Here is a 25,693-nt window from a genome sequence, read left to right as displayed (position 1 = left end):
ATGGAAGACGCACGCGTCTCCGTCTTCGGCGTCCGGCACCTGTCCCCCGGAGGTGCTCGCCATCTGCTGGAATATCTGGATCGGGTCCGTCCGACGGCGGTATTGATTGAAGGTCCTTCGGATGCGACGGACAGGATCGCCGACCTGGTGCATCCATCGACCGTGCCTCCGGTAGCCCTGCTGGCGTTTACGGATGAAATGCCCGTTCGAACAGCGTTATGGCCATTCGCCGTATACTCTCCGGAACTGCAGGCGATGCGTTGGGCTGCCAAAAATGAGGTGCATTGTGAGTTGATCGACCTGCCATCCGGCGCAGCACTGGCGCTGGAAGAGCTGAAACAGAAATCGCTCTTGTCCCGTGGCAGGAATGGTACGACAGAGCAGGATGAAACGGCAGCAAACGAAACGAAGGCAAACGAAGCGACCGATAACGGCGAGGGAGAAATAATAGACGGCGGTACTCGGAATGACAAACAGGCTGGATCCATATACGACCGGATTGCCGATTTAGCAGGCGAGCATGATTACGAAACGTACTGGGAACGCCATTACGAACATAATGCCAACCCGGAAGCATATCGGGATTCGATCCTCGCTTTTTCGGCTGAAATGCGCAGTCTTGGCGAAGAGCGGGAGCGGGCCGAGCAGGCGGAAGAGCACGCGTATAATCATGTGCGCGAAGCATACATGCGGAGGCAAATTCTAAAAACGATCGAAGCAGGACATGATCCCGAGAAGATCGTAGTGGTCTGCGGAGCGTACCATGCATCGGTTTTGGAGCATCCTGCCGGAGGCGCGATGAGTGATGAAGAGCTGGCGGCAATGCCTTCGCGCAGCTCCAAACTAACCCTGATGCCTTATTCATATTATCGGCTTTCCAGTCTGTCGGGGTATGGCGCGGGAAATCATGCTCCGCATTATTTTCAAATGATGTGGGAGGCCATGGAGGCGGGATCGCCGGAAGAGTTGCCGAGGTTGTACCTGTCGACGGCTGCCCGTTTGCTTCGGTCATCAGGCACGCACAGGTCCACCGCCGAAGTGATTGAGGCTGTGCGGTTGGCCGAAGGACTGGCTTCGCTTCACGGCGGCAGCATGCCCACGCTCCTTGAGCTGCGCGATGCGGCACAGACGCTTCTCGGTCGAGGCGAGCTGTCGGTGGTAGCCGAGGCGCTGGCCCGCCTCGACATCGGCACGGATATCGGCAGCTTGGCCGAAGGCGTTAGCCAAACGCCGCTTCAGGATGACTTGAACCGTGAGCTCAAGCGGCTTAAGCTCACCAAATACAAGAGCGCGGTGGCCGCGGACTTATCGCTTGACCTTCGCGAGAATCGCCGGGTTTCCTCGCACGAATCGGCGTTTCTTGATCTGAATCGCTCCGTTCTGTTCCACCGCTTGGAACTGTTGGAGATTCCATTCGCAAGAAACAATACCAATGGTGGCGATCGCGCGGTATGGGCCGAGGACTGGGTCATCCAATGGACGCCTGAGGCCGAAATCAGGGTCGTGGAATCCACGCTGCTCGGCGAAACCGTCGAGATTGCATGTGCGCATCGGCTGCGCGAAAAGCTGGAGGCCTGTACGTCTATTGCCGAAGCATCCCGGCTGATTGGCGTATCTGTCCGCTGCGGCATGACCGCGCAAATGGAAGACGGACGCCGCGTCCTGCAGGCGTTGGCTGCGGACAGCCGTGACGTGGCTCAGATCGCGTCCGCTGCGGCAGAGCTGTCGCGTATCATCGCGTATGGCGATATCCGGCGTACGGAAACGGCACCGCTTGTGCCGCTGCTTGAACAGTTGTTCTACCGCGGCTGCCTGTATTTGTCGGATGCGGCAAACTGCAACGACGAAGCAGCATACGCCATGGTCGCCGCTATGAGTGATTTGAACCGGATTGCCCAAGAACACGACGAAGTCGTTGACGTGCCTATGTGGTCGGCCGAATTGAACGAGCTCTCCGAACGGGATGACCGCAATCCCAAGTTATCGGGCTTCGCCTGCGCCCTGCTGCTCGAAAGAGGCGAGATGGATGCGGAGCAGTGTGCGGCCGAAGTTTCGCGGCGGCTTTCTCCGGGCATTCCGTCCGATCTTGGCGCAGGCTGGTTCGAGGGCTTGTCCATGCGGAACCGATATGCGCTGCTGTCACGCATGAGCCTATGGGAGCAGCTGAACGATTACATCAACTCGTTAAACAACGATGAGTTCAAACGGGCGCTAGTCTTTTTGCGCCGGGCATTCAGTTCCTTTTCGCCGCACGAAAAAACGATGATTGCCGAAACACTGGGCGAGTTGTGGGGCGTGAACGCGGAACAAGCGGCAGAGGTTTTAACCGGGGATATGAAGGAGGAAGAGGACAAGATGCTGGACGAATTAAACGAATTTGATTTTGGGGACTTTTGACATGACGGATCAGGCGGAAAAAAGACAAGAACACTCCGTTTCCCGCTGGCGGTTGATTCTGGGCGAGGCGGCTCAGGAAAAGCTGGAGGGGTTGACCGGGGAAGAAGCGTTGCAGCTGACCGAAGAAGAAGCGATCATGGATGCCGCCCTGGCCGCCATTTACGATGATACCGACGGCAGTTCACCTGGCAACAGCTCAGGCCGAGGTGCCGGGGGAAGCGGAGCTTCGGGCCGCGGGGCAGGCGGCGGCAGGGGGGCGGTTAATCTGTCCCGTTGGCTAGGCGACGTGCGCAGCCTCTTCTCGGAAGACGTTGTCTCGATCATCCAGAATGACGCGATTGAGCGCCGCGGCTGGAAGCAGCTGTTGTTTGAGCCCGAACTGCTTGCAACGGTCAAACCGGACATTCAGATGGTGGGCACATTGATGGCGCTTAAGGGAAAAATACCGGAAAAGACGAAGGAAACGGCACGCCTGCTCGTACAGGCCGTAGTCGAAGACCTGATGGCACGCATGAAGGAAGACATGCGGCGGGCTGTGACAGGCGCACTGAACAAGCGCCAGCATACCCCTCTCCCTTCGCTCAGCGGACTGGACTGGAAACGGACGATCCAGCGCAACCTGAAGCATTATGACCGTGAACGCAGCATTCTCGTTCCCGAAAAATTTTATTATTTCGACCGGGCACGACGAAATAAGGAATGGACCGTCATCCTCGACATTGACCAGAGCGGTTCGATGGCCGAATCGGTCATCTGGGCCTCGGTGACGGGAGCGGTTTTTGCAAGCATGCCCGCGCTGGATACCCGGGTCGTTGTATTTGATACGGAAGTGGTCGATCTGACGGAACAGTGCGCCAATGATCCTGTAGATATGTTGTTCGGTATTCAGCTCGGCGGAGGAACCGATATTAACAAATCGGTCGCGTATTGCGAGCCCTTTATTGAGGACCCGAAAAAAACGCTGTTCATTCTGGTCACCGACTTGTATGAGGGCGGCAACCAATCCGCTTTGGTGCGCCGCATGCGTGAAATGCGGGAATCCGGCGTGCGGACGTTGTGCCTGCTGGCACTGTCGGATCGCGGACGGCCATTCTATGACGAACGGTTGGCGAAGCAGCTCTCCCGTGACGGCACACCGTGTTTTGCTTGTACGCCCGGCATGCTTCCTGAACTGGTGGCAGGAGCGTTACAGGGCCGCGATATGAGCGAATTGGCGAAGAAATTGAGCTCGGAAAAAGGTTAAGCGGGATGGTGCATGATTGGATCAGCCAGATTATTGGCTGGTCCTTTTTGCTAACGTTTGTTTTGGCTTGTCTCATCCCCTAACTGCATCATCAAATAGAGGACGACGCAGAAAATGAATGATTGACATTTCGTTCCATTCAAAGGTATAGTCTTTGTGCAAACGTTTGCAATAGTAAGGGGTTTGAAATGTGCGATTACTTTAGAATTCCTTGGTTCAAGCAGGTTGATTGCACGAAATATTCATTAAAATTTGAACAAACGTTTGCGCAATAACAAAAAAGGAAAAAGATCATCGCATTTCTTATGAAGGATGAACCGTGATTGCAAAAGGCGACCTAGCTCCATTGGCACGGATTGCGGGGATCGACAGAAAGGAGGGAAGATGGAACAGAACGGTTATGGAGCAAGGGAATAATGACCTGACCGCAAAGGCATATCATGCATATGCCGACTGTAGGACTGTTTAGGGTGAATTTTGCAAAGGATCAGATCAAGGGAGGTAAAACATGAAGTTTGTACGCAAGCTTGGTGCCATTCTTATGACATTACCGCTTGTATTTACAATACAGACATCGGCTGTTTTCGCTGAAATATCCGCAACCCACGTATATCACAATCATATGCCGAATTTCTGGGCTTACTATGACACGTCCACATACCATTCGGCCCCGGTGGGTTCTCCCATCCGTTATACGTATGACGGGCAGGTCGTCGACTTGAAAAACAATCCTCCAGCCAATTATCCGTATCATTTGCCCAGTGGAGCACCCATGCCGCATGATGATCTGGTAGCTTATTACACGCACCATGCCAAAACGGGAGCTTACTTGTCCTGGCCCTGGCAGGTGGCAAGCGACTTGAAAAACCTTCATCCTGCCGCGGGCATGCAGGTTACCATGTCAGGGTCGCTGCTCAATAACGTGAACAGTTTTATGTACACCAATAATGTAAACGGTTACAACAATGTGAATTGGGGCGCTCCCTGGAAAAATGCATACAACAATCTCAAAACAACCAACGGGGAGCGAACGATGGACCTCGTTCATTTCTCCGGGCACCATTCGATGGGACCGCTGGCGGGCAACGAATATTTGCTCAAGGATTTGATTTACCAGAATGCAGTGATGGCACAGCCTTTCTTTCTGGGGGATTCGTTTAAATCCTCGAAAGGATTTTTCCCGACCGAGCTTGGCTTCTCGGAACGGATCATCCCGGTGCTCGACAAACTCGGCATCGAGTGGTCGGTTATCGGCAACAACCATTTCTCCCGTACATTGAAGGATTACCCGCTGTTGAACGATCCCGGCAAAGATACGATGATCTCGCCACCGAACCGGGCCGATCTGCAGAACACCAGCGACGTTGGGTCTTGGGTATCCTCGCCTATGTTTAACGAAAAGCAGGTGGTCTACAACAAATATCCGTTTGCTTCCACGCCGCATTGGGTTCGGCATGTCAATCCGGAGACGGGTGAGGAGAGCCGAGTCGTAGGCATTCCCGTTGCCCAGGCCGAGTCGTGGGAAGAAGGATATCAAGGATCGGCCAAGGCGGATGCGTTTAAACCGTTCGAAGGTTTGGTCGACCAGAAGCAGTTCTTTGTCATCGCCCATGACGGAGACAACTCTTCGGGACGCGCAGGCTCCGAGGAAACATGGAGAAACGCGGCTAACGTGACCTATGCGCAGTCTGGCGTGAAGGGAGAGAGCATTAACGAGTATTTGCGCACAAATACGCCTGACGAGGAAGACGTAGTTCATGTTCAGGACGGCTCATGGATTGATACGCGAGACTCGTCCTCTGATCCGACCTGGTATCACTGGCGTCTACCGTTTGGTATTTGGAAGGGTCAGTTTGATGCTTTTAATCAAGCCACAGGCCTTGATCTGAAGCCTAAAAAGAATCTGGACGGCGTGGAAGAAGGCATGACGGTGTCGTTCGAATATGGATACCACTATCTGGAGCGTAACTTCGCTCTGGAGCAGGCTGCCCTCAATTACGCCAAAACCGCGGAACAGATATGGCTTGACAGCCACCCCAACCATTGGCAGCCAACGACGGCGCTTGATCACGAAATTACGTATGAGGGCAATCAGTTGAATCCATGGATGATGGCATATCCGGTCAAAGGAGACCCGGCCAACGATTACAGCGGCGGTGCCAATCCTGCCGAACTGAGCTGGTATTTTCTGCTGCCCGCGCTGGATTCCGGTTTCGGATATTACGACGAAAATGTCGATGACGGCGTGAAACCGACGCTCTCCTTCAACCAGTCGCTGTTTTTTTCCAAGCCCTATGTGAACAGCCAGCTGGCGGAGGATCGAACCGGCCCTTCGGTCTGGTGGCCGCAGCGTTATCCGTATAACCCGGGCAGCGCAAACGTCAGCAAAGCCGAAGGATGGACGCTGCACTATTTTGACAATACGTTCGGCATCTATACGTACGCTTATGATGTCAGCGGAATCCAGGATATCAAGGTAAAGGTACGCACGCATCGGGACAAAGAGGCGGATGCCCGGGATAATACGTTCCGCGTATACGATCCGGCGGGACTTCAAGCCGAAGGCGTGCCGAACATCGATCCGGACAAAGTCAGCGGGTGGACGGAATACCCGATGAACAAGCGGGATCTACAACCGGATATCAACGGCGTTGCCTGGCAGCCGAGCAGCACCGATATGTTCAAGCGAGTGCCTGCACAAGAAATCGGCGACCTGTACTACACGTATTTTAACGAGTTCCGGGATCAACTGGTGGACTATTACGTCGAAGCCGTGGATGAGAACGGAAACGTGACGCGCAGCGAGATTCAGACCGTTTACGTCGGCACAGGCAAGTACAGCAAGAACGCTGCCGGGAAAATCGTGGAGGATGCCGCAGGAAATATCGAGGGCACACATCCTTTCCTTGTCGTGGACACGACGCCGCCGGCTGCACCAACAGGGATTCACGCGTCCCGGGTTACGGATCGCAGCATTATTTTGGAGTGGGAAGTGGCCGAAGATGACGTCGGCGTGGAGTCATACGATATTTTCCGTGACGGGATCAAGGCCGGCAGTTCCGGAACTGCGAGCTTTACCGACACCGGTCTCACGCCCGAAACGGATTATGAGTACACCGTGAAGGCCATAGACAAGGCCAATAACAGCTCGGAATCAAGCAAACCGTTAAAAGTGAGAACGTTGGAAGCCGACACGCAGCCGCCAACCGCTCCTGCCAACGTGACGGTGAAGGCTGTTACCGCATCGTCCGTAGCGCTGGAATGGGACGCCAGCAGCGACAATTACGGCGTGGCCCGTTACGACATTTACCGTGATGGAATTAAAATGGGAGATAGCGCAAGCACTTCGTTTATGGATGCTGCGCTTTCGCCGGCAACCAGTTACACCTATACGATTCAGGCCGTCGATGCTGCCGGCAACAAGTCTCCCGTCAGTTTACCGGTAACGGCCCAGACGGAGGATGAAAACGTGGTTACGGTTTATTACAAGCAGGGATATGCCACTCCATACATTCATTATCGCCCTGCTGGCGGAACATGGACGTCTCCTCCCGGCGTGCAAATGGCTGCGGCCGAAATCACCGGCTATAACAAAATGACCATCGATGTAGGCTCGGCGGACGGACTGGAGGCCGTATTTAACACTGGCAGCGGCACATGGGACAACAATGGCGGGAAAAACTACATGTTCCCCTTAGGCACAAGCACATACAGCAATGGCAAAATAACGCCCGGTGCCCCTCAGGTGGACGCGACAGCGCCAAGCGTGCCGACAGGGCTCGCAGCTGCCTCTACCACGCCCCATTCCGTGACGCTGTCATGGAATGCGTCGACGGACAATGTCGGCGTGGTCGGTTATGAGATTTTTCGTGACGGAACGAAGGTAGGGAGCAGCGAAGCGACCAGTTACACCGATCAAGGGCTGCAACCTTCAACGACGTACCGATATAAGGTGATTGCCTATGATGCTGCCTCCAATCGTTCGGAAGCCAGCGAAGAACAGGGCGTTACGACGGATGAAGCTCCGCAGGGCAATAGCGTAACCATCTATTATAAGCAAGGATACGCGAATCCAAATATTCATTATCGCCCTGCAGGAGGGACGTGGACGACACCTCCCGGCGTAGCCATGACGGAGGCGGAGGTTCCCGGTTACTATAAAATCACGATTGACGTAGGAGCCGCATCGGGATTGGAGGCCGTGTTCAACAACGGCAGCGGCACATGGGACAACAATGGTGGGAAAAACTATATGTTCCCGCTTGGCAATAGTACCTACCATTCGGGGAACATTACTCCGGGTGTGCCGTCCGGAGCACAGACGGCTTACGGGACGATCCCGTTCGAGAATCCCTTGGCTTTGGCAGATCAAACAGAGGTATGGCGTTTGCACAGCCGGAAGAGTGCGTAGAAGCGGTAAAGAAGCAGCGTTTTGATAAACGAGCCGTTTTTGACTTCAAGACGCTATATCAAGTAAGAACCTTTGCTCATCGTCAGGGTGAGCAGAGGTTCTTTGTGCCTGTCGGTTGACAAATATTGTTGTAACCGATATAGTTACATTATGAAGTTTGAACATAATATGATTAGTATATTCCATCCCAAACGTTAAAGGAGAGATCATGATGATCATCGGAATTATCGGAGCAACGGGCAAAGCCGGCAACTTCATTTTGGAGGAAGCCAAAGCAAGAGGGCATGAAGTCACCGCAATCGTGCGTGATGCATCCAAGCTGCAGGACAAAAGCGTGAACGCATTGGAGAAGGATGTGTTCAGCCTGACTTCCGAAGATGCCCAACGTTTTGACGTGATCGTCAACGCGTTTGGTGCGCCTGCTGGCAAAGAGCATATGCATGTAGAAGTGGGACAAGCCTTGATTCAAATTTTGAAAGGCGCGCCAAACACCCGGTTGATCGTTGTCGGCGGTGCGGGCAGCCTGTTCACGGACGAGTCCAAGACGCAGCGTCTTGTCGATTCCCCGGGATTCCCGGAAGCATATAAAGCGACCGCGTCGAACCAAACGCAAAACCTCCAGGATCTGCAAGCTTCCACAGGCATCCAATGGACGTTTCTGAGCCCGGCAGGCTTCTTTAATCCGAAAGGCGCTCGCACTGGCAAATACCAGGCAGGCCATGACGTTATCATGGTTAATAGCGAAGGCAACAGCTATATCAGCTATGCTGACTATGCAATCGCTCTGGTGGATGAGATCGAGAATGCGAAACATGTTAACGAGCGCTTCACCGTAGTCGGCGAAGTAAAGTAAAGTAAAGTAGTAAAGTACATCCAGCTTTATATAATCAAACAGCCTTGGTTCGGGTATTCGAGCCAAGGCTGTTTGATTCATCGAAAGATCAAACATATGGTGCATCTGCTTTTTAGTCAATGAAGCCTTCCAGCATGATGGTCGGCATCATGTTGGATTGCCATGCTCCCTTGCCGTATCCGCCATTGTAGCCCGGAGTGGCTTGCGGCTCCCAATAAAACACCCCTTTGCCTTTGCCGTTAGGAAGGTTGCGGAATTGGTTTTTCATGGCGGCAACGAAGCTTTTGCCTGCGGCAGGCTGATTGTTGTCCATGCCGATTTCGGAAACGATGATTTCTTTGCCGTAACGGTTGATCAGGTCTTTGGCGTTGTTCACGGCATTGGTTACTGCAGTATTCCAGCCGGAAGCGGATGGGTACAGGGACATGGCGATCATATCGAAGTTGGCGCCATTGCTGATCAGCCCGCCGATGTTCCAGACGTACAAGGCGTTGTCATCCCCGCCGGCGAGGTGAACGATCGTTTTGGTGTTGGCGCTCATGGATTTGACGGCATTATGGCCGGTATTGACAAGCCAGGCGTAGTTTTTCATGTTCACCGACGCTTTGCCGTCTTCCCACAGCATGCCATTGCTCGTTTCGTTTCCGATCTGCACCCAGTCGGGTGTCACGCCTTTGCTCTGCATGGCCGTCATGACCTCGCGCGTATAATTCCATACGGCATCCATCAATTGCTGGAACGTGTAGTTTTTCCACGCGGCAGGTTTGGTTTGCTGGCCCGGATCGGCCCACGAATCGCTATAGTGCAGGGTGAGCATCACGCTCATGCCTGCGTTTTTGGCACGTTGGGCCAGCGCTGCGGCGCGATCTTTGTTCAGGTACCCGTTTCCGTAATCATTCGAAGGATTCACGAAAACGCGGATACGAACCGAGTTGATTTGATAGTCGTTTTTGAGGATATCGATAATGTCGCGCTGCACGCCGTTTTTATCTTTCCACTTATACCCTTGTGCTTCCATCCCCGGAACCCAACTGATGTCGGCCCCTTTGGCAAAGCTTGGCGCTGCATCGGCATGCTGGCTGGCAGGCAGCCCGATCGAGGTGAACAGCAAAGCAAAGACCAATATGATGGATATTTTGTAACCCCTTACAAATCTCGGCATTCAAATATTCCTCCCTGAATATTAGGATGAGTTGCACCCTCATTATAGTTGCCTAGGGGCATCTGCCTACAGGGTCCATTTCCAATATTTTGGTTGTTTTTGCAACAAGCTTGCACTGGCACGCGTTCTCGGACATGAAAAAAGACCGTCCGAAGACGGTCTTTCTACCCGTGGCGCTATGTGAAGCCTTGATCCGTATCCCGCGCCTTCAACCATTCAACTTAATTTGAACGGCTGAATCGGGTAAGGGACACGTTCAACATGGAATAACTAATGTTGACGCACCTCCTTTCCTTGTGAGACGAGTATACATCACGGGCGCTTAAAATGCCAGCACTTTTTTGCTTTTTTTTTACAATCGCGCAAAATTTTATTTCTCGGTCTGGAACATCGTCATGTCTCGTGCAAAATGACTCTTCGTGCCGTTGTCGTTGCGAATTCGTACGCTTTCGTCGCTGATGCGTTCCACGATGCCGCGGCCCACCTCGCAATATACGCCTGCGGGATCTTCCTGCCATGCCGTTACCGTACACTGGGAAAGCGCGGCTGCGAAAAATTCTATATTTTTATGCAATGTTCTGGGTTTGTTGGATTTCATGTTAAACTCCTTCTTATATATAGATACGATATGAATTCGGAGGATTTCCGAACAAAAAAATGCCGGCTCAAGCGATTCTGTACATCACTTTACCTTGTCTGCCTCCCTTTGTAAAGGGATGGAAAAAGTCACCGAGATGCGGTATGATTTACGTAAATTTTACACTGATTTTACACTGCGATGACGCTTGCTGCCAATCACGAATAGTACAATTATAACAAGTACATGTAACATTGATGGATATGCAACACATTCGGAGGCCAGACATGCAAAGAGATATCAAAACAGGCAATTATGTAAACCGCGATTTAAGCTGGGTCGAGTTTAATCGGCGCGTGCTGCAGGAGGCACAGGATCCTGAAACGCCTTTACTGGAACGATTGAGGTTTTTGGGGATCGTCGCCAGCAACCTGGACGAGTTCATGAGTGTCAGGGTAGCGGAAACGAAGGAAAAGATCAAGGCCGGGTTTACGCAAAAGGATTTTACGGGGTATACGCCTTCCGGTCTGTATCGGCGATTGATCAAGCGCATTGGTGGAATGGTATCCGAACAATACAAAACCTATCGTGAATTGATTCGTCTGCTTGCCAAAAAAGGCGTCGTTCTTCAGGAATATGATGACTTGAATGTGACGCAGCAGCGCGCCATGGATCAATATTATCATGACATCATTTTTCCAGTGTTAACCCCAATGGCAGTGGACCAAAGCCGTCCATTCCCGCTGGTGCATCATAAATCGGTGTATTTGTCGGTGCTTCTTCAGAAGGAAGAGGAGAGTGAGGGCGAGCCCTTATTCGCGATTATTCAGGTTCCTTCCAATCTGCCGAGGGTCATTCAAGTGCCGCTGCGTGCAAACAGCAAAAAGAAAACGTTCATTCTGATCGAAGATCTGATCAAGCATCATATGACGACGCTGTTCAGCGGGTTCATTCCGCTGGCAGTGCAAGAGTTCCGGGTCACCCGCAACGCGGATCTTTCCATTAATGAAGAAGAAGCTGAGGATCTGCTCGAAGCGATTGAGAAAGAATTGCGGCGCAGACGCCGGGGGGCACCCGTCCGACTCGAAATCTGCACGGATTTCCGGCCGGACGCATTGGCCGAGCTGCAGGAGGAGTTTGAGATCGAGGACCCGGTATTTGAAATCGATGGACCGCTCGATCTCAGCTTCCTCTCGGGGTTCGTGGACAGCATTGAGGGCTTTAGCCATCTGAAGTATAGTCCCGTGCAGCCGATCTATCCGCCGGAATTTTTGCCGCGGGAGAGTCATTTCGAGTTGCTGCGCAAACGGGATGTGCTGGTATATCACCCGTACGAGTCGTTCGAACCGGTCACCGACTTCGTCGTTGAAGCATCGGAAGATCCAAGAGTGATGGCGATCAAGATGACGCTGTACCGGGTAAACGGCGATTCTCGCCTGATTCCGGCCTTGGCCCATGCTGCAGAGAGCGGCAAACAGGTGACGGTCGTGGTTGAACTGAAGGCACGCTTCGATGAGGAGCGGAACATTGCCTGGGCCCGCAAGTTGGAGAAGGCAGGCTGCCACGTCGTGTACGGGCTTGTCGGTTTGAAAACCCATGCCAAGATCATTCTGGTCGTGCGCAGGGAGCAAAACGGCTTGCGTCGTTACGTGCACGTGGGGACGGGGAATTACAACGAGAGTACGGCGAAAGTATATACGGACGTAGGGCTGTTCACCTCCAACCCGGTCATCGGGGAAGATGCCTCCGAGTTGTTCAACGAGATTACCGGATATTCCGGGCCCAAATCGATGAAAGCTTTCCGCGTGGCACCTGACGGCATGAAAGATGAATTGTTTGCTTTGATCCGCAGGGAGAAGGAGCATGCTCTAAAAGGGCGTCCGGCACGGATCATCGCCAAGATCAACTCGCTGTCGCACCAGGATATGATCGACGAGCTCTATTTGGCCTCCCAGGCCGGCGTGCAGATTGATCTGATCGTCCGAGGCGTATGCTGTCTGCGTCCCGGCGTCGAGGGATTGAGCGAAAACATTCGCGTCATCAGCATTGTGGATCGGTTCCTGGAACACTCCAGATTGTTCTACTTTGAAAATAACCGGAATCCGGATGTGTATATATCCAGCGCCGACTGGATGACGCGCAACCTGCAGCGCCGGATCGAGCTGATGTGTCCCGTATTCGATCCTGATTTGAAGCGGATGCTTGTGGAAATTTTGAATTTGTCGCTCAGAGACAACGTGAAGGCGAGAAAGCTCTTGCCTAGCGGCAATTACGTGTTTGTGCAAAACGAAGAACCCCCGCTGAGAAGTCAGACGGAGGCGATGGGCATCATTCCTTGGAAGCCGGAAGAATCGAATATGCTGACGTGATTTTCCATGCGTCTTCCAGATCCTTCATGGCATCTTCCAAACCTTTCAATTCGAGTAACGGCTCGGCTGTACAGGTGAAATTCATCTGCAGCGAGCCGTTTTTTTGCGTTGCCGTCATGGACGATATACGCCCGGCACGATGAATGACTTGGGCTGCTTGCACGATGGAGCCAAGATGGTGCGCATGGTGATCGTCCGATGCAAGCAAGATGTCCTTGTGTTTTTGCAGCAGTTGATTCGTTCTTTTCTTCGGATGATAGTCGGCGACCAATGCGGATAACACGGTTTCCCGGTGTGAAAGTCCGTAAATGCCGGCATTCATGATCCAATATGCAGAGTGCTGGCTGTATCGGAAGTAATTGATCTGTTTGCCGGCGCCATGCAGCATCGAGGCCACGTACAAAATGCGGTCATCTTCGGGCGACGGCTCCTTGCCGTATAAAGCACGGTACAGGGTAAGAGAGTCCTCGTATACGCGTTTCAGCCGATCGGTTGGCATAACTGGACCGAAATGAAGGAAATTGCGGACACTATCTTCCAGTGCCGTCGGCGCCAAGGGATAGAATGGAGCCAGCAAATCGCGTAAAATTCCGTCGCGCAAGCCCGCTCCGCTGACGACGTAACGGTCTCCTTGAATCAGTTCGAATACCGTGCGCAAAATGATAATGCCAGGCACGATGATATCGGCCCGGTCTTTGGCCAATCCCGGGATCTTTTTACGCTGGGCCGAGGTCAGCTGCGGCATGGACTCGTACATGGCATCCATCGCCGCAGCGCTAATCTCGTAATGATGCGTGACCGGCAACGAATATTGCGTCCGCTTCTGCTCCATTTTGGCAAGTGTACGCATGGTACCTCCCAAGCCGATCAGGGGAAGTCCGGCGTATTGGCTTATCCATTCCTGCCCGCTGAGGGCCTGAACGATTTCGCTGCGCAGGCTTTCGATATGGCTTTCCGTCCAGCGGTCTTCATTCCCATAGCGGGCATGCGAGTTCACGGCACCGATGGGCAAAGAGATGCTATGCAGCCGTTCCCGATTGCGGAAAACGGTAATTTCCGTGCTGCCTCCCCCGATATCGACGACGTACCCGTCGTTCAGGCCAATCGACTGGATCACTCCGAGAAAACCGTAATAAGCTTCACGGTCTCCGGATACGCATTCGATTTCAAGCCCGGTTTCCTCTTCCAGCCACCCGATGATCTGATCGGCGTTAGCTGCATTCCGAATGGCTGCCGTAGCGGCTGCGTGAATTCTGCTCGTGCGAAATGCGTCACACGTTGCCTTGAATTGCTGCAGTACAGTCATGGCGGTGTCCAATGAAGAACGCAAAATCCGTCCATCTTTTTCAACCACGCTGCTTAATCTTGCCGCATACTTATCCTCATGAATGATTCGATAAGCGCCTTCTGCATCCATCTCATAGATGACGAGGCGAATGGAGTTGGAGCCGATGTCGATAATGCCGAGAGTTCCTTTTTGATTCATACTTATCTCCTTCTACGCAGGGTGATCTATCCAAACTGCAACAGTGCGGCCATCGCTCCGGACGAATCCGGAAGCGGGGAGAAGGGGGTTGTCAGCATGACAACAACGATGAACGTGATAAAACAAGCGAACAAAATACAGCTTACGGCGAATCCGCGGTTCCGCTTTTGGATGAACAGCCGTACTCCCGTAACAAAAAGCAGCACAGTGACAGCCAAGAGCACAATAAACATGGCGACATAGGCGATGCCGTACAATGACTTGAAAAACGATTCCATAATGAACGCTCCTTCGGTCCTCTTATTGATCCTATTACCCATATATTCTTAAGTAGCATATTACAGATTAAAGCGTTTGAAAAGCAACGTGACGCAGGCGGCGAACAAACTGCACTTGACCTTCGGACAAACAAGCCCATAAGGGAACGGCCCCCAAGGAAATGGGTCCTGGCCTTGGACAAACATCCAAGAATGGGAGGTTTCTGCTGAGTATGTATAAGGAAGGACCATTGTTCACGAAAGGAGATCAATCATGTCGAGACAACTTGCAAGCAAATGGTTGAAAACAGAAACGCTGTTGAAGTATCCGGCTGCTGCTGCGCACATCCCCCGGACCGTAGCGTTCAATGCCCCGAATTTGCGACAGATGCTCCGAACGTATGGAATGGTATATGTGAAACCGATCGTGGGGGCAGGGGGCTACGGCGTCATTCGGGTGTCCGCACACGGGGGCGTATACCGTTATAAATATAAGAGAACGACACGTTCTTATTCAAGCTACAAAAGGATGTACCGTTCGCTTTTGCGGGTAAAGGCTAAACGAAAATATTTGATTCAACAGGGTATTCACCTCGCTACCATTCATGGAAGAGCCGTGGACTACAGGGTGAAGGTCGTCAAAACCGAGCGTGGATGGACGTTTCGTTCCATGGTGGGCCGATGGGCCCGGCGCGGCCTGTGCGTGACCAATCTGAGCAGGGGTGGAACTATGCTAAATGGAAGAACGGCTTTGAAGCACTCCTTGCCGCATGTGTCCACTGTACGAAAACGGCGGGAAATGCGCTCGCTTACACTGACCTGTACCCAAATCATGGAGAGCCGCTTTCCAGGAATAGGAGAGCTTGGATTTGACTACGGCCTGGATTATTCAGGGAAAATATGGATTTTGGAAGTGAACACCAGACCCCAATAAAACGCATGAAAAGCTTAAACAAATCCGAATGCCAGCCGATAATAAAAGAAAGCAGGTCAGGATCAGGTCAGGTTTAATCCGCGGTGCATAGGGTAATAAGACGTATCGGCCTGTAAAACTATGAATCATGCAAAAAAAATTTTAATATATCGCCTATCGTTATATCCACAAATCCTGTGCATAAATTCTGTCCACATTATCCACGTTGGATAGTCAACATTCTTGCCATTTATCAACAAACTATGCACAGGATTTCCACAAATTGTTGTGGATAACAGAACGCTTGTTCTCTTTATGGATCTCTGATATGATAGTTTCGAGGAAAAAAAAGGAAAGGTTGTGGGTGGAAATGGCTATGTTATCCGATGAGATGTTATTGGATTCTTACCATCAAGCGATTGAGCTCAATCTCGAGAGAGATTTCATCGCCCTGCTCTTGGCTGAAATCCATAAGCGCAAACTGGATACCAATGCTTCTGCCATTCTTCACTAAAGAACTCCTCACTGCAGGCAAGGCTACAGGTTTCCGGATATGTCCCATAGAGGTTCGGACCATAACGTACGGGTCTGGCAATGGTCGCAGTACAGCACATGTATGCAACCGCTTCCTGCCTCCTCCGCATCGCCGGTAGAAGTGATGCCGGAAGTATAGGGGCTGTAAGGACCGGTGTAATCGTCCAATTTGCCGCATTCCGACAGCCCCTGAAGGCAGTGGGGACAAGCCTGCGCCGGAACAATAAGGCCATTACAAAGCGGGCATATATAAGACAAGGGTATCCCTCCTGAAGGATAAGATCGTTGTTCAGGAGTAAGATACCCTTTTTTGTGTCTTTTATGAAGGGGCTTGGCAGCCGATTAACGCTTCATGTTGCTGCTGTGTCCCGGAGACAATTTCGCATCCGGATCAAAGTATACTTTGGCATTGTTGACGGCGGTAGGCGCTTCTCCGAAACCTACGGCGATCAGCTTCAGCTTGCCCGGGTAGGTCGTAATGTCGCCGGCAGCGAAAATGCCAGGAATAGACGTTTCCATCCGGGAATCCACGACGATGGAATTGTTTTCGATGGCGATTCCCCATTCGGAGATCGGTCCAAGCGAGGAAACGAATCCAAAGTTGACAATGACCTCATCGACTTCAATCTCTTGTGTTTCTTTGGTTTTGACATGGGACAGCGTGACTTTGGTAATGCGGTCGTCACCGTGAATTTCCGAAATTTCGGTCGGCGTCACGACATTGACTTTCGAATTCATCAGGTTTTCGACACTATGCTCATGCGCACGGAATTTATCCCGCCGATGAACGAGCGTCACTTGCTCGGCAATCGGCTCAAGCATCAGCGCCCAGTCTACCGCAGAGTCGCCGCCGCCGCTGATCAGCACTTTTTTGCCGGCAAACGCGTTCAGATCGCTAATGAAATAATGAAGGTTCGTTTTTTCGAACTTGTCCGCGCCTTCGAGTTCCAGACGGCGAGGTTCGAATGCGCCGACGCCCGCAGTAATAATGACGGCTTGGGCATGGTATTCGTTTGCATCGGTTTTGACGATGAAGTGGCGCTCGTCCTTTTTCTCGACCGAAACGACTTTTTCCTCCAGACGAATATTCGGGTTGAAGTGGCTCATCTGCTCGATCAGATTATTTACCAGTTCCTGTGCAGTCACTTTCGGGAATCCGGCAACATCATAGATGTATTTCTCCGGATAGAGTGCGGCCAGCTGTCCGCCCAATTGCGGCATGCTCTCTACCAGCGTAACGGACGCTTGGCGCATTCCGCCATAGAACGCAGCGAACAATCCCGCAGGTCCACCGCCGATAATAAGCAAATCGGTCATCTCATGACCGTTCGTTTGTGCAGTCAACAATCAACAACACCTTTCTAGTTTATATAGGTAGTTACCGAAAAAAAATGGACGGATCGAACCGTATCCGTACGCGTAACTGAATATCCTTCTCAATTATAAACGTTGAAAACGGGGTTGCAAAGTTGCGTATTCGCTGAATATGGGAATAATTGATGAAGATCCGGTGAGAAAAGGATGAAATTGGAAATGAAAGGTTATGAAAAGTGGCAAAAAAGCCTTGATATTTACTAGGATTACAGCTATTCTTGTCCTGTACTATGTGTTTTTTTGTCAGAATCCTTTCCTTTTTGGCGGAGGAGGACAGCATCCATACTTTAGGCATACATGTGTCCAATTTCACAGTTGAATTGCGTTGCAATGAGCGTGCGGCCCTCCAACGGGACAAATATAGATTCGAAACGATTCTTTCATATTATGCATGCGATTCCACCGAACGTTTAACACGGATGCATTCCGCAAGCGGAGTTTGGATGAATGTAGAACGTAAAACGTAAAACGATTTCCTAAAAACCATCAAACTTTTTCGACTTTACATTTGTTGTCATAATGGATAAGACCTGTTCAATAGTTGTAAGTAAATGCAAGTTGCAGCCATTCAGACATATGGTGGATGCAAGCGAAACCGGAAGGGGTAAAGACATGAGCAGCATTCCCAAGATCGTCATCCTCGGGGCAGGGTATGGCGGAGTATTGACGGCCCAGAGGCTGCAGAAAGAACTGAACTATAATGAAGCCGACGTCACTTTGGTGAATCGGCATGATTATCATTATATTACGACTCACCTACATATGCCGGCAGCAGGCACGGATACGATCGAAAATTCGCGGGTGTCGATTTCGAAGCTGATTGACGAGTTCAAAATCGACTTGGTCAAATCTTCCGTCAAGGAAATCAGACTTCAAGATCGCAAGGTCATTCTGGAAGACGGCACACTTTCCTATGATTATTTGATTATCGCGCTTGGCGGGGAACCCGAGACGTTTGGCATTCCGGGCATGCAGGAACATGCGATGACCATTCGCAGCATCAATTCGGTCAGATTGATTCGGGAGCATATCGAATATCAGTTTGCATTATATAAAAGCGACAATAAAGCTAGCCGGATCCAATTTGTCGTCGGCGGGGCAGGATTCAGCGGCATCGAATTTGTAGCAGAGCTTGCCGATCGCATTCCGAAATTATGCAAGGAGTTCGACGTGAATCCCAAAAAAGTGCGCATCTATAATGTGGAGGCTGCCCCGTCGGCGCTGCCGGGCTTTGATCCCGAACTGGTTGAACATGCCATGGGCGTGCTGAAGAAAAAAGGCGTCACTTTCAAAATCGGCGTTCCGATCAAACAATGTTTGCCGGATGGCGTCATTGTGGGCGAAGGGGAAAAAATCGAAGCTGCAACCGTGGTATGGACCGGCGGCATTCGTGGCAATGGATTGTTGGAGCAGGCCGGACTGGAAGTGATGCGGGGCCGCGTGAAGGTGGACGAATTTTTGCGTGCGCCCGGACATGAGCACGTTTATGTCATCGGCGACAATTCGATCGTATTTAACCCTGAAGGCAGACCGTATCCGCCTACGGCCCAGATCGCAATGCAGCAAGGCGTCAACTGTGCCAAAAACATCGTGGCCGACATTCGCGGCAAAGCGCCGCAGTCTTTTGCATTTGCCAGCAAAGGTACGGTAGCTTCGCTTGGAAAAGGAGAAGCCATCGCCGTGGTCAACGGCAAGAAATACAAGGGCTGGAAGGCGGCTCAGTTGAAAAAGCTGGTGGATCTTCGTTATCTGTTCATTATTGGAGGCATTCCTCTCGTGCTGAAGAAAGGACGGTTTTTTGGATGAGACACTGCAGTGTTCAGGTTCGGGGATTGCTGACGCGTGATGAGCTTGACCGGTACAACGATCTGATGAAGGTCGGCGGCTATCTGGAGGACCAAAATCAGTACGACCTCGCCTACATCGTGCAAAAAGAGGTCGACATTCTTATTTTGCCTGCCATCGAGCGATTGAAGGAGAAGAGCCGGGACAGGGACCGTGCTACAGCCGAATTTTTGGAATCGTTGAAAGCGGTAGACGCCGAAGATGAATAGCATAGAAAGAAAGCACCGATCAGGCATCCGGGGATGGATGTTGCTCGGTGCTTTTTGGTCTTGCTTTGTGCCTTGGATTGGACGGCGCTGCTACAGCTTCAGCATGTCTTCCATCGAGCTTTCGTTCAGCAAGCTTCCCACATAAAAGGAACCAAACTCGCCGTAGCGGGCGCTGACTTCGTCGAAACGCATTTCGTACACGAGCTTCTTGAATTGGAGCGCATCGTCCGCGAAGAGCGTAACGCCCCATTCCCAGTCGTCGAAACCGACGGAACCCGTGATGATCTGTTTTACTTTGCCGGCATAACTGCGGCCGATCAGGCCGTGGCTGCGCATCAATGAACGGCGCTCGTCCATGGACAGCATGTACCAGTTGTCGGCCAGGTCCCGTTTTTTGTTCATTGGATAGAAGCAAATGTATTGTTTTTGAGGCAATACCGGTTTGAGGCGAGCGACGATTTCCGGATTTTGCATCGGGTCTCCACCGTCTTTGCCCAGGTAGTTGCTGAGCTCGACCACGCTTACATAGGAGTAGGCTTTGGTTGTATATTGGGCAAACATCGTTTTGTTGAACGCGTTCTCGACGGCTTTCAGATCTTCCAGCGTCTCGCGCAGATGCATCATGACGAAATCGGCTTTTTGGCCGACGATGGTGTATACCGCAGTGCTTCCTTTGGAGGATTCCTCAACGTCCTTCCACTCTTTCCAAAATTCCTGCAGCTCGTCCAGCGCTACGGCGCGTTCCTCATCGTCGGCTGCTTTCCAGGCTGCCCAGTTAATCGACCGAAAATCGTGCAGGGCATACCAGCCCTCCAGCGTTGATGCTGCTTCGTTCATTGACTTGTTCCTCCTGAGGTTTATATTTTCCGAATCCCGCGAACGGGACGGGTTAGTGACAATACCGTTTTCATTGTATCCCAATCGGAAGCGGAAGGGCAAATGATTCGCGGCAAACAAAAGGGGATTTTATCCAGAAAGTTCGTTGCTTCGCCACATTTTTTACGGTAAACTAACTACGAACCGGAAGAGATGCCCGAGAGCGGAAGGAAGAGGTGAACGTCGCCCGATGCAGTTTATCCCTGTGCTGGTGCTGATGGTTTTGTTTTTTGTAATGATGTTTGGTATCGGTTTCATTTTGAATATGTTAATGAAAACGACATGGTTTCCTTCCTATCTATTCGTGATCGTGATTTTGCCTGTCGTGGTTTATTCGCTATGGGATCATGCGAGCACCCTCATGTCTCATCTGGCTTCATTCCAGATCGTTGACTATCTCACGGGTGTGGCCGGCCTGGCCGGAGCCGTCATCAGCGGCTGGGCTATTCGGAAACTCAGGCTTGGCGGTTACAAAATGTTTTGAAACAGACAGCAGTTGGATTGAAGCAACAGCCGTTAAATAAGGGGAGCCTTGTGCCTTCTTTTCCGCTTTTTGCGGAATGGGGCGAGAACAGGGTTTCTTTTTTTATGTCCAAAAAAGGAATGTTGCTGCAATTAGGCTGCATAGCATAGGGAAACAAGCGTATTTTCCATAAAGATCCTCTATTTCTCAATAGTTTCACTTGTATTTCGGTGCCGCAGCTTTTATAGTATTCTAGCAACTTTGCGAAAACGTGAATGCTGTCGACCTAGGACGAAACGGAGCGAGAACGGACCTTTTTTTCGCCTGTTTTTGGGCATTTGAGGATCGGGCATTTGTGATAGAATAGATAAACAAACTTTTGGGGAGAAGGAGATACTGGCCATGCGCATGAACAATTTGCTGCATTTTACCGAACATCACCGCTATTGCGTATACAGGGAGTTTGGGCTTAGCGCCCTGGACGACCGTATGCTGACAGGGGCTTACCAGCCTATGGTGGGTGCATTTGCGATTGGTCTTTATCGGCTGCTATTCCAGCATCTCCCCGGAGAACAGGTCGGATATTCACCACTGGAGCAGCAGCGCAGGCTGTTTATGACGTTAGGGCTTGAGCCTAGCGAAAAAGGGCGTAAATATTTGGCGGAGCAAGCGTCCAAACTGGAAGCAGTAGGGCTCCTTCAGACTTCGCGCTTGTATATTCCGGAAAACGACGATTACATCTACGAATACGAGCTGCAGGCACCGCTGTCTCCGGCTGAATTTTTCAGGACCCAGCATCTGACGCTGCTGCTTCGCGACAAAATCGGCAAATTCGCCGTTCTGTCCCTTCGTGCCGGTTTTTCTGCCCTGGAGAGCGGCGAGGCGCCATATCCGGCAGCGGCGAACAAGGAAAACATTTCGGTTCCATTTTACGAGATTTTCGAGCTGAACACCCATGTGATCGATTATGAGCTGGAGCAGGCGCTGTCCGAGGTGTCGACGTCGGCTCAGCGCGGGGTCGCGAAGATTGGCATGGAAGAACCGACATTGAATTATGCCGACATCATTTTGCGTTTTCCGCGCGAGTCGGCGAATCGCCGCCATGTGGAAAAGCTTCGTTTTGACCATGAGCAGCTGGGCAGCGTCAACTACGTGGTGAACAAATTCAATCTCAGCGTGCAGGACGTATGCCGTTTGCTGGACGAAGACGATATCTTTACGCCGCAGGGCGAACTGCTGCTGGACGAGCTGCAGCGCAATGCAAGTCTGTTGTCGCGGCAAACGAAACGGCGCCGGGACCAACAGACCGTGCAGGCGGCGAAAGTGGTTGCGCTAAGGCAGACTATGGATGAATCGGCGCAGCAGGCGGATGCGGAACCGCCCGTGGAGCATGTGGTGCAGATGGAGTATTACGTCGAGGTGCCTCCGCAGTTTGCGAGCAAATGCGACATTCATCAGTACAACATGATGCTGCGCAACGAGCCGTATACCCGGCTGCTGCAGACCTTTTTCCCCGGGGCTGTGCCGGACAACCTGATCGACATCTTCGAGAAAATCGATCTCAGCTACAAATTGCCGGGCGAAGTCATTAACGTGCTCATTCATTATTTGATGGCATTGATGGTTTCCGGCAGCGAGCAGCGGATCAACCGCAATTTCGTCGAAGCGATCGCGTCCAACATGCTGCTCAAACAAGTCAACACGTACGAGAAGGCCGTTCAGTATATACGTGACCAATCCAAGGTCAAAGGCAAGCAGGCTGCCGGTGCAGCCGGAACACGCACGCGTACATACGGCAAGGGCACCAAACCTAAACCGGAAATTCCGATCGTACAGGATGCCGTGGCGGACAGCGACGCCATATCCGAGGAAGAGTTCGAGGAAATGATGCGGTTCGCGCAGCAGATGCAGGCCAGCAAACAGCAAGGGACATCATAGATTGGGAAATGGTTAGGCGAGGGCGTTATGCAAGAGGGACATAGTGTGCCAAGCTTATGTAAAGGGCAGTGCCTGGATGCGAATGCTAAGCGCTGAAGCTTAACGCAGAAAGCTTACGCGGAGGGCTAACGCAAAAACGCTTAACGCTAACAGCTAACGCTAACAGCTGACGCAGAACGTCAACACTTAACGCTAAACGCTTAGCGCACAACGCTAACGCTTAACCGCATAACGTTTAACGAACATGAGACGTCTTATTTGCAGGTTGTAGGTGCGCTGAAATTTCTAACGAACATGAGCGCCGCTATTTGGCATTATTTGGCCTCAAAGTAGCGTCGGTTGCCCGAATAGCGTGCCTGAGGTTCGTTAGGATCCCAAGGCGGTACTATAACCCGGAATAGGGTGTGAGAGGTTCGTTAGCGCCGCAAGGGGAATGAGGGCTGCCAAAGGCAACGTGCCGAGCACAGTATATGAATGTTCCGCCGAGTACCGTTCGTCGCATCGATCGCGTCTTGCACAAAGTGACCTTATGCGAATGCAACCAGCTTATATAAATCAAAGGCGAGCTTCCCTAGTGAAGGGGCTCGCCTTTGTCATGCTATGAACACGCAATTACATCGTAAAATCGAAAATATATAAACCGCAAACAACATACACACGTTAACGAAGAGGCAGAACCAATCTGGAGAAGCGAAGCGTTCGCCGGAAAGCATTCTGAAAGAAAGCTGCATCGGAAGCATAGGCTTATCACCAAATTTTCCCCTTAATAAGGGGAATCCAAAAAAAATCTGGGGATAACAGGTATGGCTAACATAATATATGAAATCGTTTTCAAATAGGGCCAAATTAAAGATTGGCAGGTACAAACTAAAGAAAATGTTGGTGCGGCACGTTCATGTCAAAGTGCTAATGCTATAATCGAGACAGCAAAACGGCAAGGAGAGGAAGTCTGCGACTTGAAAATTGTTAGCGTTTACAAAAAATTCTTCCACAACAACATGTTCATGAAAATGCTGCTGATTTTTTCGGTCATCTCCATTGTCACGGTGATCACGCTGTCCTACATCATCTACCTTTCCGTATCGGATTCCATCATCCGCCGGGAATTGGATATCCAGAAAGCGGCGATGGAAAGCGTGGACCGTTATCTTCGCCTCAAGGCCGAATCGGTGCAAAACATGGTCAGGGACATCCATCAGAATGAAGCGCTGCTGTCCAATGTCGTTTACCTGATGAACCATGATTATGCCGATTACGTGCAGCATCTGACGAACGGGTATTACGCGAACCAGGATGATTATTCGGCTGACGTGCTGAAGCATTTTCAGAACACGATGGATCGCAATCCGGATATGAAACAGGTGATCCTTTACAGCGCGGAGCGTCAGGACATGTCCACCTTTGGCAACGGCAGGCCGTTCCGCAAGCTGGACGCCAATTCGGCACATTCGTACATTCCCGACGTGATGGCAATGGAGTCGCCCAGCATCGGAGCGCCGAATCCGTGGATCCGCAAAGCGGTAAACGAGCTTGATCCTGCGCTGTATTCGATCCGCGTACCGCTGAACGACCCGCAAACGTTAAGAAATATGGGACAATTTCTCGTGTTTCTCGACTCGGCGGACATTGCCAGCTCACTGGCAAGCTACGAAGACAACCTTAAGGGCGAAATCGTCGTGTTGTCGGCCAAGGGCAACGTATTGTTTGACTCGAAGAACGAATTTTACGGAAAATCCTACCCCTACCTGAATGTCGTTGAATCCCTCTTCGAGCAGACCGATCTGGACTCGATGAAGAAAGAACGCAACAGGTATATCAACAAGTTCGTTTCCGCCGACCAGGGATATGTCGTCGTTGGCAGCATTCCCGCGGCGGAGATGGCCGAGGCTTACCAAGGCATTCGCAACACCATCCTGATGATCAGCACGATCTGTATCTTGTTCGCGGTGCTGGTTCCGGCTTTTTTCATCATCAACTTCGCGAAGCGTGCGCGCAAAATCATCAGGTTCACGCAAATGGTGAAATACGGTAACCTGAAGGCGAGAATCGACGATCCGCGCGACGACGAACTGGGTCAAATCTCGCATAGCTTCAACGACATGCTGGATGAGCTGAACTTGTATATTGAACGCGTTTATAAAGCCGAGATCAGGCAGAAGGAAACGGAGCTGGTGGCATTGCAGGCGCGAATCAATCCGCATTTCCTGTATAACACGCTGGAGGTCATCCGCATGAGAGCCGTGTCGCAGGGGGCGAGGGACGTCGGCGAAATGATTTACAGCCTGTCCGTACTGTTCAAAAGCCTGGTGCAGCAGAAAAAAAACTATACGCTCAGGGACGAGATGGAAGCCTGCCGATTGTATCTGGAGCTGTTTCGCATCCGGTACAAAGACAATTTCATCTATACGATCCAATTGGATCCCGAACTGTATGCACTTCCTGCGGTCAAGCTTTCCCTGCAGCCCATCGTCGAAAATTATGTGGTGCACGGCATGCGGACCGAATGCTCGGACAACAAGCTGTCGATCGTGGTCAAACGGGACAATGACGTCATTCAGGTGGACATTAGGGACAATGGCAAAGGCATCACGCCCGAGCGGTTGACGGAAATTGCGGAGGAATTGGAGCGGCCGGAGGAGTCGGGCCAGATGTTCGGACTGCGCAGCGTTCACAGCCGACTGCGTTTCCTGTACGGTCCGAGATTCGGGATTCGGGTGCAGAGCATCGTTGGGGAAGGGACATTCATTCAGGTGCGATATCCTTATACAGAAGGGAAAGGTGCATGA

Annotated in this window: 19 protein-coding genes; 12 read left to right on the top strand and 7 right to left on the bottom strand. The window is 51.6% G+C overall.

All coding sequences use genetic code 11. From position 1 onward, the window contains the following. The 4 genes from L6H98_RS09585 to L6H98_RS09570 all read left to right on the top strand — a co-directional run bounded on the left by L6H98_RS09585 (nucleotide 1) and on the right by L6H98_RS09570 (nucleotide 8,904). Nucleotides 1–2,397 (top strand): DUF5682 family protein, encoded by a 2,397-nt coding sequence (locus L6H98_RS09585; protein ID WP_236414867.1) that lies wholly within the window; start codon nucleotides 1–3, stop codon nucleotides 2,395–2,397. A 1-nt stretch (nucleotide 2,398) separates the two neighbouring features. Beyond that, nucleotides 2,399–3,640, top strand: a complete 1,242-nt coding sequence (locus tag L6H98_RS09580) for a VWA domain-containing protein (RefSeq protein WP_236414660.1) — start codon at nucleotides 2,399–2,401, stop codon at nucleotides 3,638–3,640. 508 nt (nucleotides 3,641–4,148) lie between these two features. Beyond that, nucleotides 4,149–8,051: a carbohydrate binding domain-containing protein gene (locus tag L6H98_RS09575; RefSeq protein ID WP_236414658.1), complete on the top strand. Its 3,903-nt coding sequence runs from the start codon at nucleotides 4,149–4,151 to the stop codon at nucleotides 8,049–8,051. Nucleotides 8,052–8,262: 211 nt separating this feature from the next. Continuing rightward, nucleotides 8,263–8,904, top strand: a complete 642-nt coding sequence (locus L6H98_RS09570; RefSeq protein WP_236414865.1) for an NAD(P)-dependent oxidoreductase — start codon at nucleotides 8,263–8,265, stop codon at nucleotides 8,902–8,904. A 112-nt stretch (nucleotides 8,905–9,016) separates the two neighbouring features. On the opposite strand, the gene L6H98_RS09565 is transcribed toward L6H98_RS09570, so the two are convergent. Together L6H98_RS09565 and L6H98_RS09560 are read right to left on the bottom strand one after the other, a co-directional pair. Continuing rightward, the gene (locus tag L6H98_RS09565; protein ID WP_236414655.1) at nucleotides 9,017–10,066 is read right to left on the bottom strand and encodes a glycosyl hydrolase 53 family protein; all 1,050 of its coding nucleotides are present in this window, start codon (nucleotides 10,064–10,066) and stop codon (nucleotides 9,017–9,019) included. Nucleotides 10,067–10,436: 370 nt separating this feature from the next. Further along, a complete protein-coding gene (locus tag L6H98_RS09560; protein ID WP_236414653.1) occupies nucleotides 10,437–10,664 on the bottom strand; it encodes a hypothetical protein in 228 nt (75 codons plus the stop codon). Between the two features lie 266 nt (nucleotides 10,665–10,930). Here L6H98_RS09560 and ppk1 point away from each other — a divergent pair, with 266 nt between their 5' ends. Further along, the gene (gene ppk1, locus L6H98_RS09555) at nucleotides 10,931–13,012 is read left to right on the top strand and encodes a polyphosphate kinase 1 (RefSeq protein ID WP_236414651.1); all 2,082 of its coding nucleotides are present in this window, start codon (nucleotides 10,931–10,933) and stop codon (nucleotides 13,010–13,012) included. Here the strand turns inward: ppk1 and L6H98_RS09550 are convergent. Further along, nucleotides 12,972–14,498, bottom strand: coding sequence for a Ppx/GppA phosphatase family protein (locus L6H98_RS09550; protein ID WP_236414649.1), 1,527 nt, complete (start codon nucleotides 14,496–14,498; stop codon nucleotides 12,972–12,974). The genes ppk1 and L6H98_RS09550 overlap by 41 nt on opposite strands. A 26-nt stretch (nucleotides 14,499–14,524) precedes the next feature. Next, nucleotides 14,525–14,776 (bottom strand): hypothetical protein, encoded by a 252-nt coding sequence (locus L6H98_RS09545; RefSeq protein WP_236414646.1) that lies wholly within the window; start codon nucleotides 14,774–14,776, stop codon nucleotides 14,525–14,527. Nucleotides 14,777–15,026: 250 nt separating this feature from the next. Here L6H98_RS09545 and L6H98_RS09540 point away from each other — a divergent pair, with 250 nt between their 5' ends. Both L6H98_RS09540 and L6H98_RS09535 read left to right on the top strand, forming a co-directional pair. Continuing rightward, nucleotides 15,027–15,689 carry a YheC/YheD family protein gene (locus L6H98_RS09540; RefSeq protein WP_236414863.1) on the top strand — a complete coding sequence of 221 codons (663 nt, stop codon included), beginning with the start codon at nucleotides 15,027–15,029 and terminating at the stop codon, nucleotides 15,687–15,689. Between the two features lie 349 nt (nucleotides 15,690–16,038). Continuing rightward, entirely contained in the window at nucleotides 16,039–16,182 is a 144-nt protein-coding gene (locus tag L6H98_RS09535) for a sporulation histidine kinase inhibitor Sda (protein ID WP_236414644.1), read from the top strand. A 23-nt stretch (nucleotides 16,183–16,205) separates the two neighbouring features. Here L6H98_RS09535 and L6H98_RS09530 read toward each other — a convergent pair whose 3' ends face one another. After that, complete coding sequence (locus tag L6H98_RS09530) at nucleotides 16,206–16,460, bottom strand: hypothetical protein (RefSeq protein ID WP_236414642.1); 255 nt, start codon at nucleotides 16,458–16,460, stop codon at nucleotides 16,206–16,208. 84 nt (nucleotides 16,461–16,544) lie between these two features. Beyond that, complete coding sequence (locus L6H98_RS09525) at nucleotides 16,545–17,546, bottom strand: NAD(P)/FAD-dependent oxidoreductase (RefSeq protein ID WP_290371431.1); 1,002 nt, start codon at nucleotides 17,544–17,546, stop codon at nucleotides 16,545–16,547. A gap of 642 nt (nucleotides 17,547–18,188) precedes the next feature. Here L6H98_RS09525 and L6H98_RS09520 point away from each other — a divergent pair. Continuing rightward, a complete protein-coding gene (locus tag L6H98_RS09520; RefSeq protein WP_236414640.1) occupies nucleotides 18,189–19,382 on the top strand; it encodes an NAD(P)/FAD-dependent oxidoreductase in 1,194 nt (397 codons plus the stop codon). Beyond that, nucleotides 19,379–19,630: a hypothetical protein gene (locus tag L6H98_RS09515; RefSeq protein ID WP_236414639.1), complete on the top strand. Its 252-nt coding sequence runs from the start codon at nucleotides 19,379–19,381 to the stop codon at nucleotides 19,628–19,630. Before L6H98_RS09520 ends, L6H98_RS09515 begins: the two co-directional genes overlap by 4 nt. A 90-nt stretch (nucleotides 19,631–19,720) precedes the next feature. Here the strand turns inward: L6H98_RS09515 and hemQ are convergent, their stop codons facing one another. Then, on the bottom strand, nucleotides 19,721–20,467 hold the full coding sequence (hemQ, locus tag L6H98_RS09510; protein WP_236414638.1) for a hydrogen peroxide-dependent heme synthase: 747 nt from the start codon (nucleotides 20,465–20,467) through the stop codon (nucleotides 19,721–19,723). A gap of 229 nt (nucleotides 20,468–20,696) precedes the next feature. On the opposite strand from hemQ, the gene L6H98_RS09505 reads away from it, so the two are divergent. The 3 genes from L6H98_RS09505 (at nucleotide 20,697) to L6H98_RS09495 (ending at nucleotide 25,693) form a co-directional block, all read left to right on the top strand. Then, on the top strand, nucleotides 20,697–20,990 hold the full coding sequence (locus L6H98_RS09505) for a YuiB family protein (RefSeq protein WP_236414637.1): 294 nt from the start codon (nucleotides 20,697–20,699) through the stop codon (nucleotides 20,988–20,990). Nucleotides 20,991–21,371: 381 nt separating this feature from the next. Continuing rightward, the gene (locus tag L6H98_RS09500) at nucleotides 21,372–22,907 is read left to right on the top strand and encodes a DnaD domain protein (RefSeq protein ID WP_236414636.1); all 1,536 of its coding nucleotides are present in this window, start codon (nucleotides 21,372–21,374) and stop codon (nucleotides 22,905–22,907) included. A gap of 998 nt (nucleotides 22,908–23,905) precedes the next feature. Beyond that, entirely contained in the window at nucleotides 23,906–25,693 is a 1,788-nt protein-coding gene (locus L6H98_RS09495; protein WP_236414858.1) for a histidine kinase, read from the top strand.

It is taken from the genome of Paenibacillus sp. JJ-223 (assembly GCF_927798175.1).
GTDB classification, from domain to species: Bacteria; Bacillota; Bacilli; order Paenibacillales; family Paenibacillaceae; genus Paenibacillus; species Paenibacillus hubeiensis.
The sequence above is the reverse complement of the archived record's forward strand: the minus strand, read 5'-3'. Positions and strand labels throughout refer to the sequence as shown.

Excerpts from the sequence above, each read along its gene's own strand:
- L6H98_RS09545 (WP_236414646.1), bottom strand. The coding sequence starts at position 14,776 with ATGGAATCGTTTTTCAAGTCATTGTACGGCATCGCCTATGTCGCCATG.
- L6H98_RS09535 (WP_236414644.1), top strand. The coding sequence starts at position 16,039 with ATGGCTATGTTATCCGATGAGATGTTATTGGATTCTTACCATCAAGCG.
- L6H98_RS09495 (WP_236414858.1), top strand. The coding sequence starts at position 23,906 with ATGTTCATGAAAATGCTGCTGATTTTTTCGGTCATCTCCATTGTCACG.
- L6H98_RS09505 (WP_236414637.1), top strand. The coding sequence starts at position 20,697 with ATGCAGTTTATCCCTGTGCTGGTGCTGATGGTTTTGTTTTTTGTAATG.
- ppk1 (WP_236414651.1), top strand. The coding sequence starts at position 10,931 with ATGCAAAGAGATATCAAAACAGGCAATTATGTAAACCGCGATTTAAGC.
- L6H98_RS09515 (WP_236414639.1), top strand. The coding sequence starts at position 19,379 with ATGAGACACTGCAGTGTTCAGGTTCGGGGATTGCTGACGCGTGATGAG.
- hemQ (WP_236414638.1), bottom strand. The coding sequence starts at position 20,467 with ATGAACGAAGCAGCATCAACGCTGGAGGGCTGGTATGCCCTGCACGAT.
- L6H98_RS09560 (WP_236414653.1), bottom strand. The coding sequence starts at position 10,664 with ATGAAATCCAACAAACCCAGAACATTGCATAAAAATATAGAATTTTTC.
- L6H98_RS09565 (WP_236414655.1), bottom strand. The coding sequence starts at position 10,066 with ATGCCGAGATTTGTAAGGGGTTACAAAATATCCATCATATTGGTCTTT.
- L6H98_RS09585 (WP_236414867.1), top strand. The coding sequence starts at position 1 with ATGGAAGACGCACGCGTCTCCGTCTTCGGCGTCCGGCACCTGTCCCCC.
- L6H98_RS09575 (WP_236414658.1), top strand. The coding sequence starts at position 4,149 with ATGAAGTTTGTACGCAAGCTTGGTGCCATTCTTATGACATTACCGCTT.
- L6H98_RS09580 (WP_236414660.1), top strand. The coding sequence starts at position 2,399 with ATGACGGATCAGGCGGAAAAAAGACAAGAACACTCCGTTTCCCGCTGG.
- L6H98_RS09520 (WP_236414640.1), top strand. The coding sequence starts at position 18,189 with ATGAGCAGCATTCCCAAGATCGTCATCCTCGGGGCAGGGTATGGCGGA.
- L6H98_RS09500 (WP_236414636.1), top strand. The coding sequence starts at position 21,372 with ATGCGCATGAACAATTTGCTGCATTTTACCGAACATCACCGCTATTGC.
- L6H98_RS09570 (WP_236414865.1), top strand. The coding sequence starts at position 8,263 with ATGATCATCGGAATTATCGGAGCAACGGGCAAAGCCGGCAACTTCATT.
- L6H98_RS09550 (WP_236414649.1), bottom strand. The coding sequence starts at position 14,498 with ATGAATCAAAAAGGAACTCTCGGCATTATCGACATCGGCTCCAACTCC.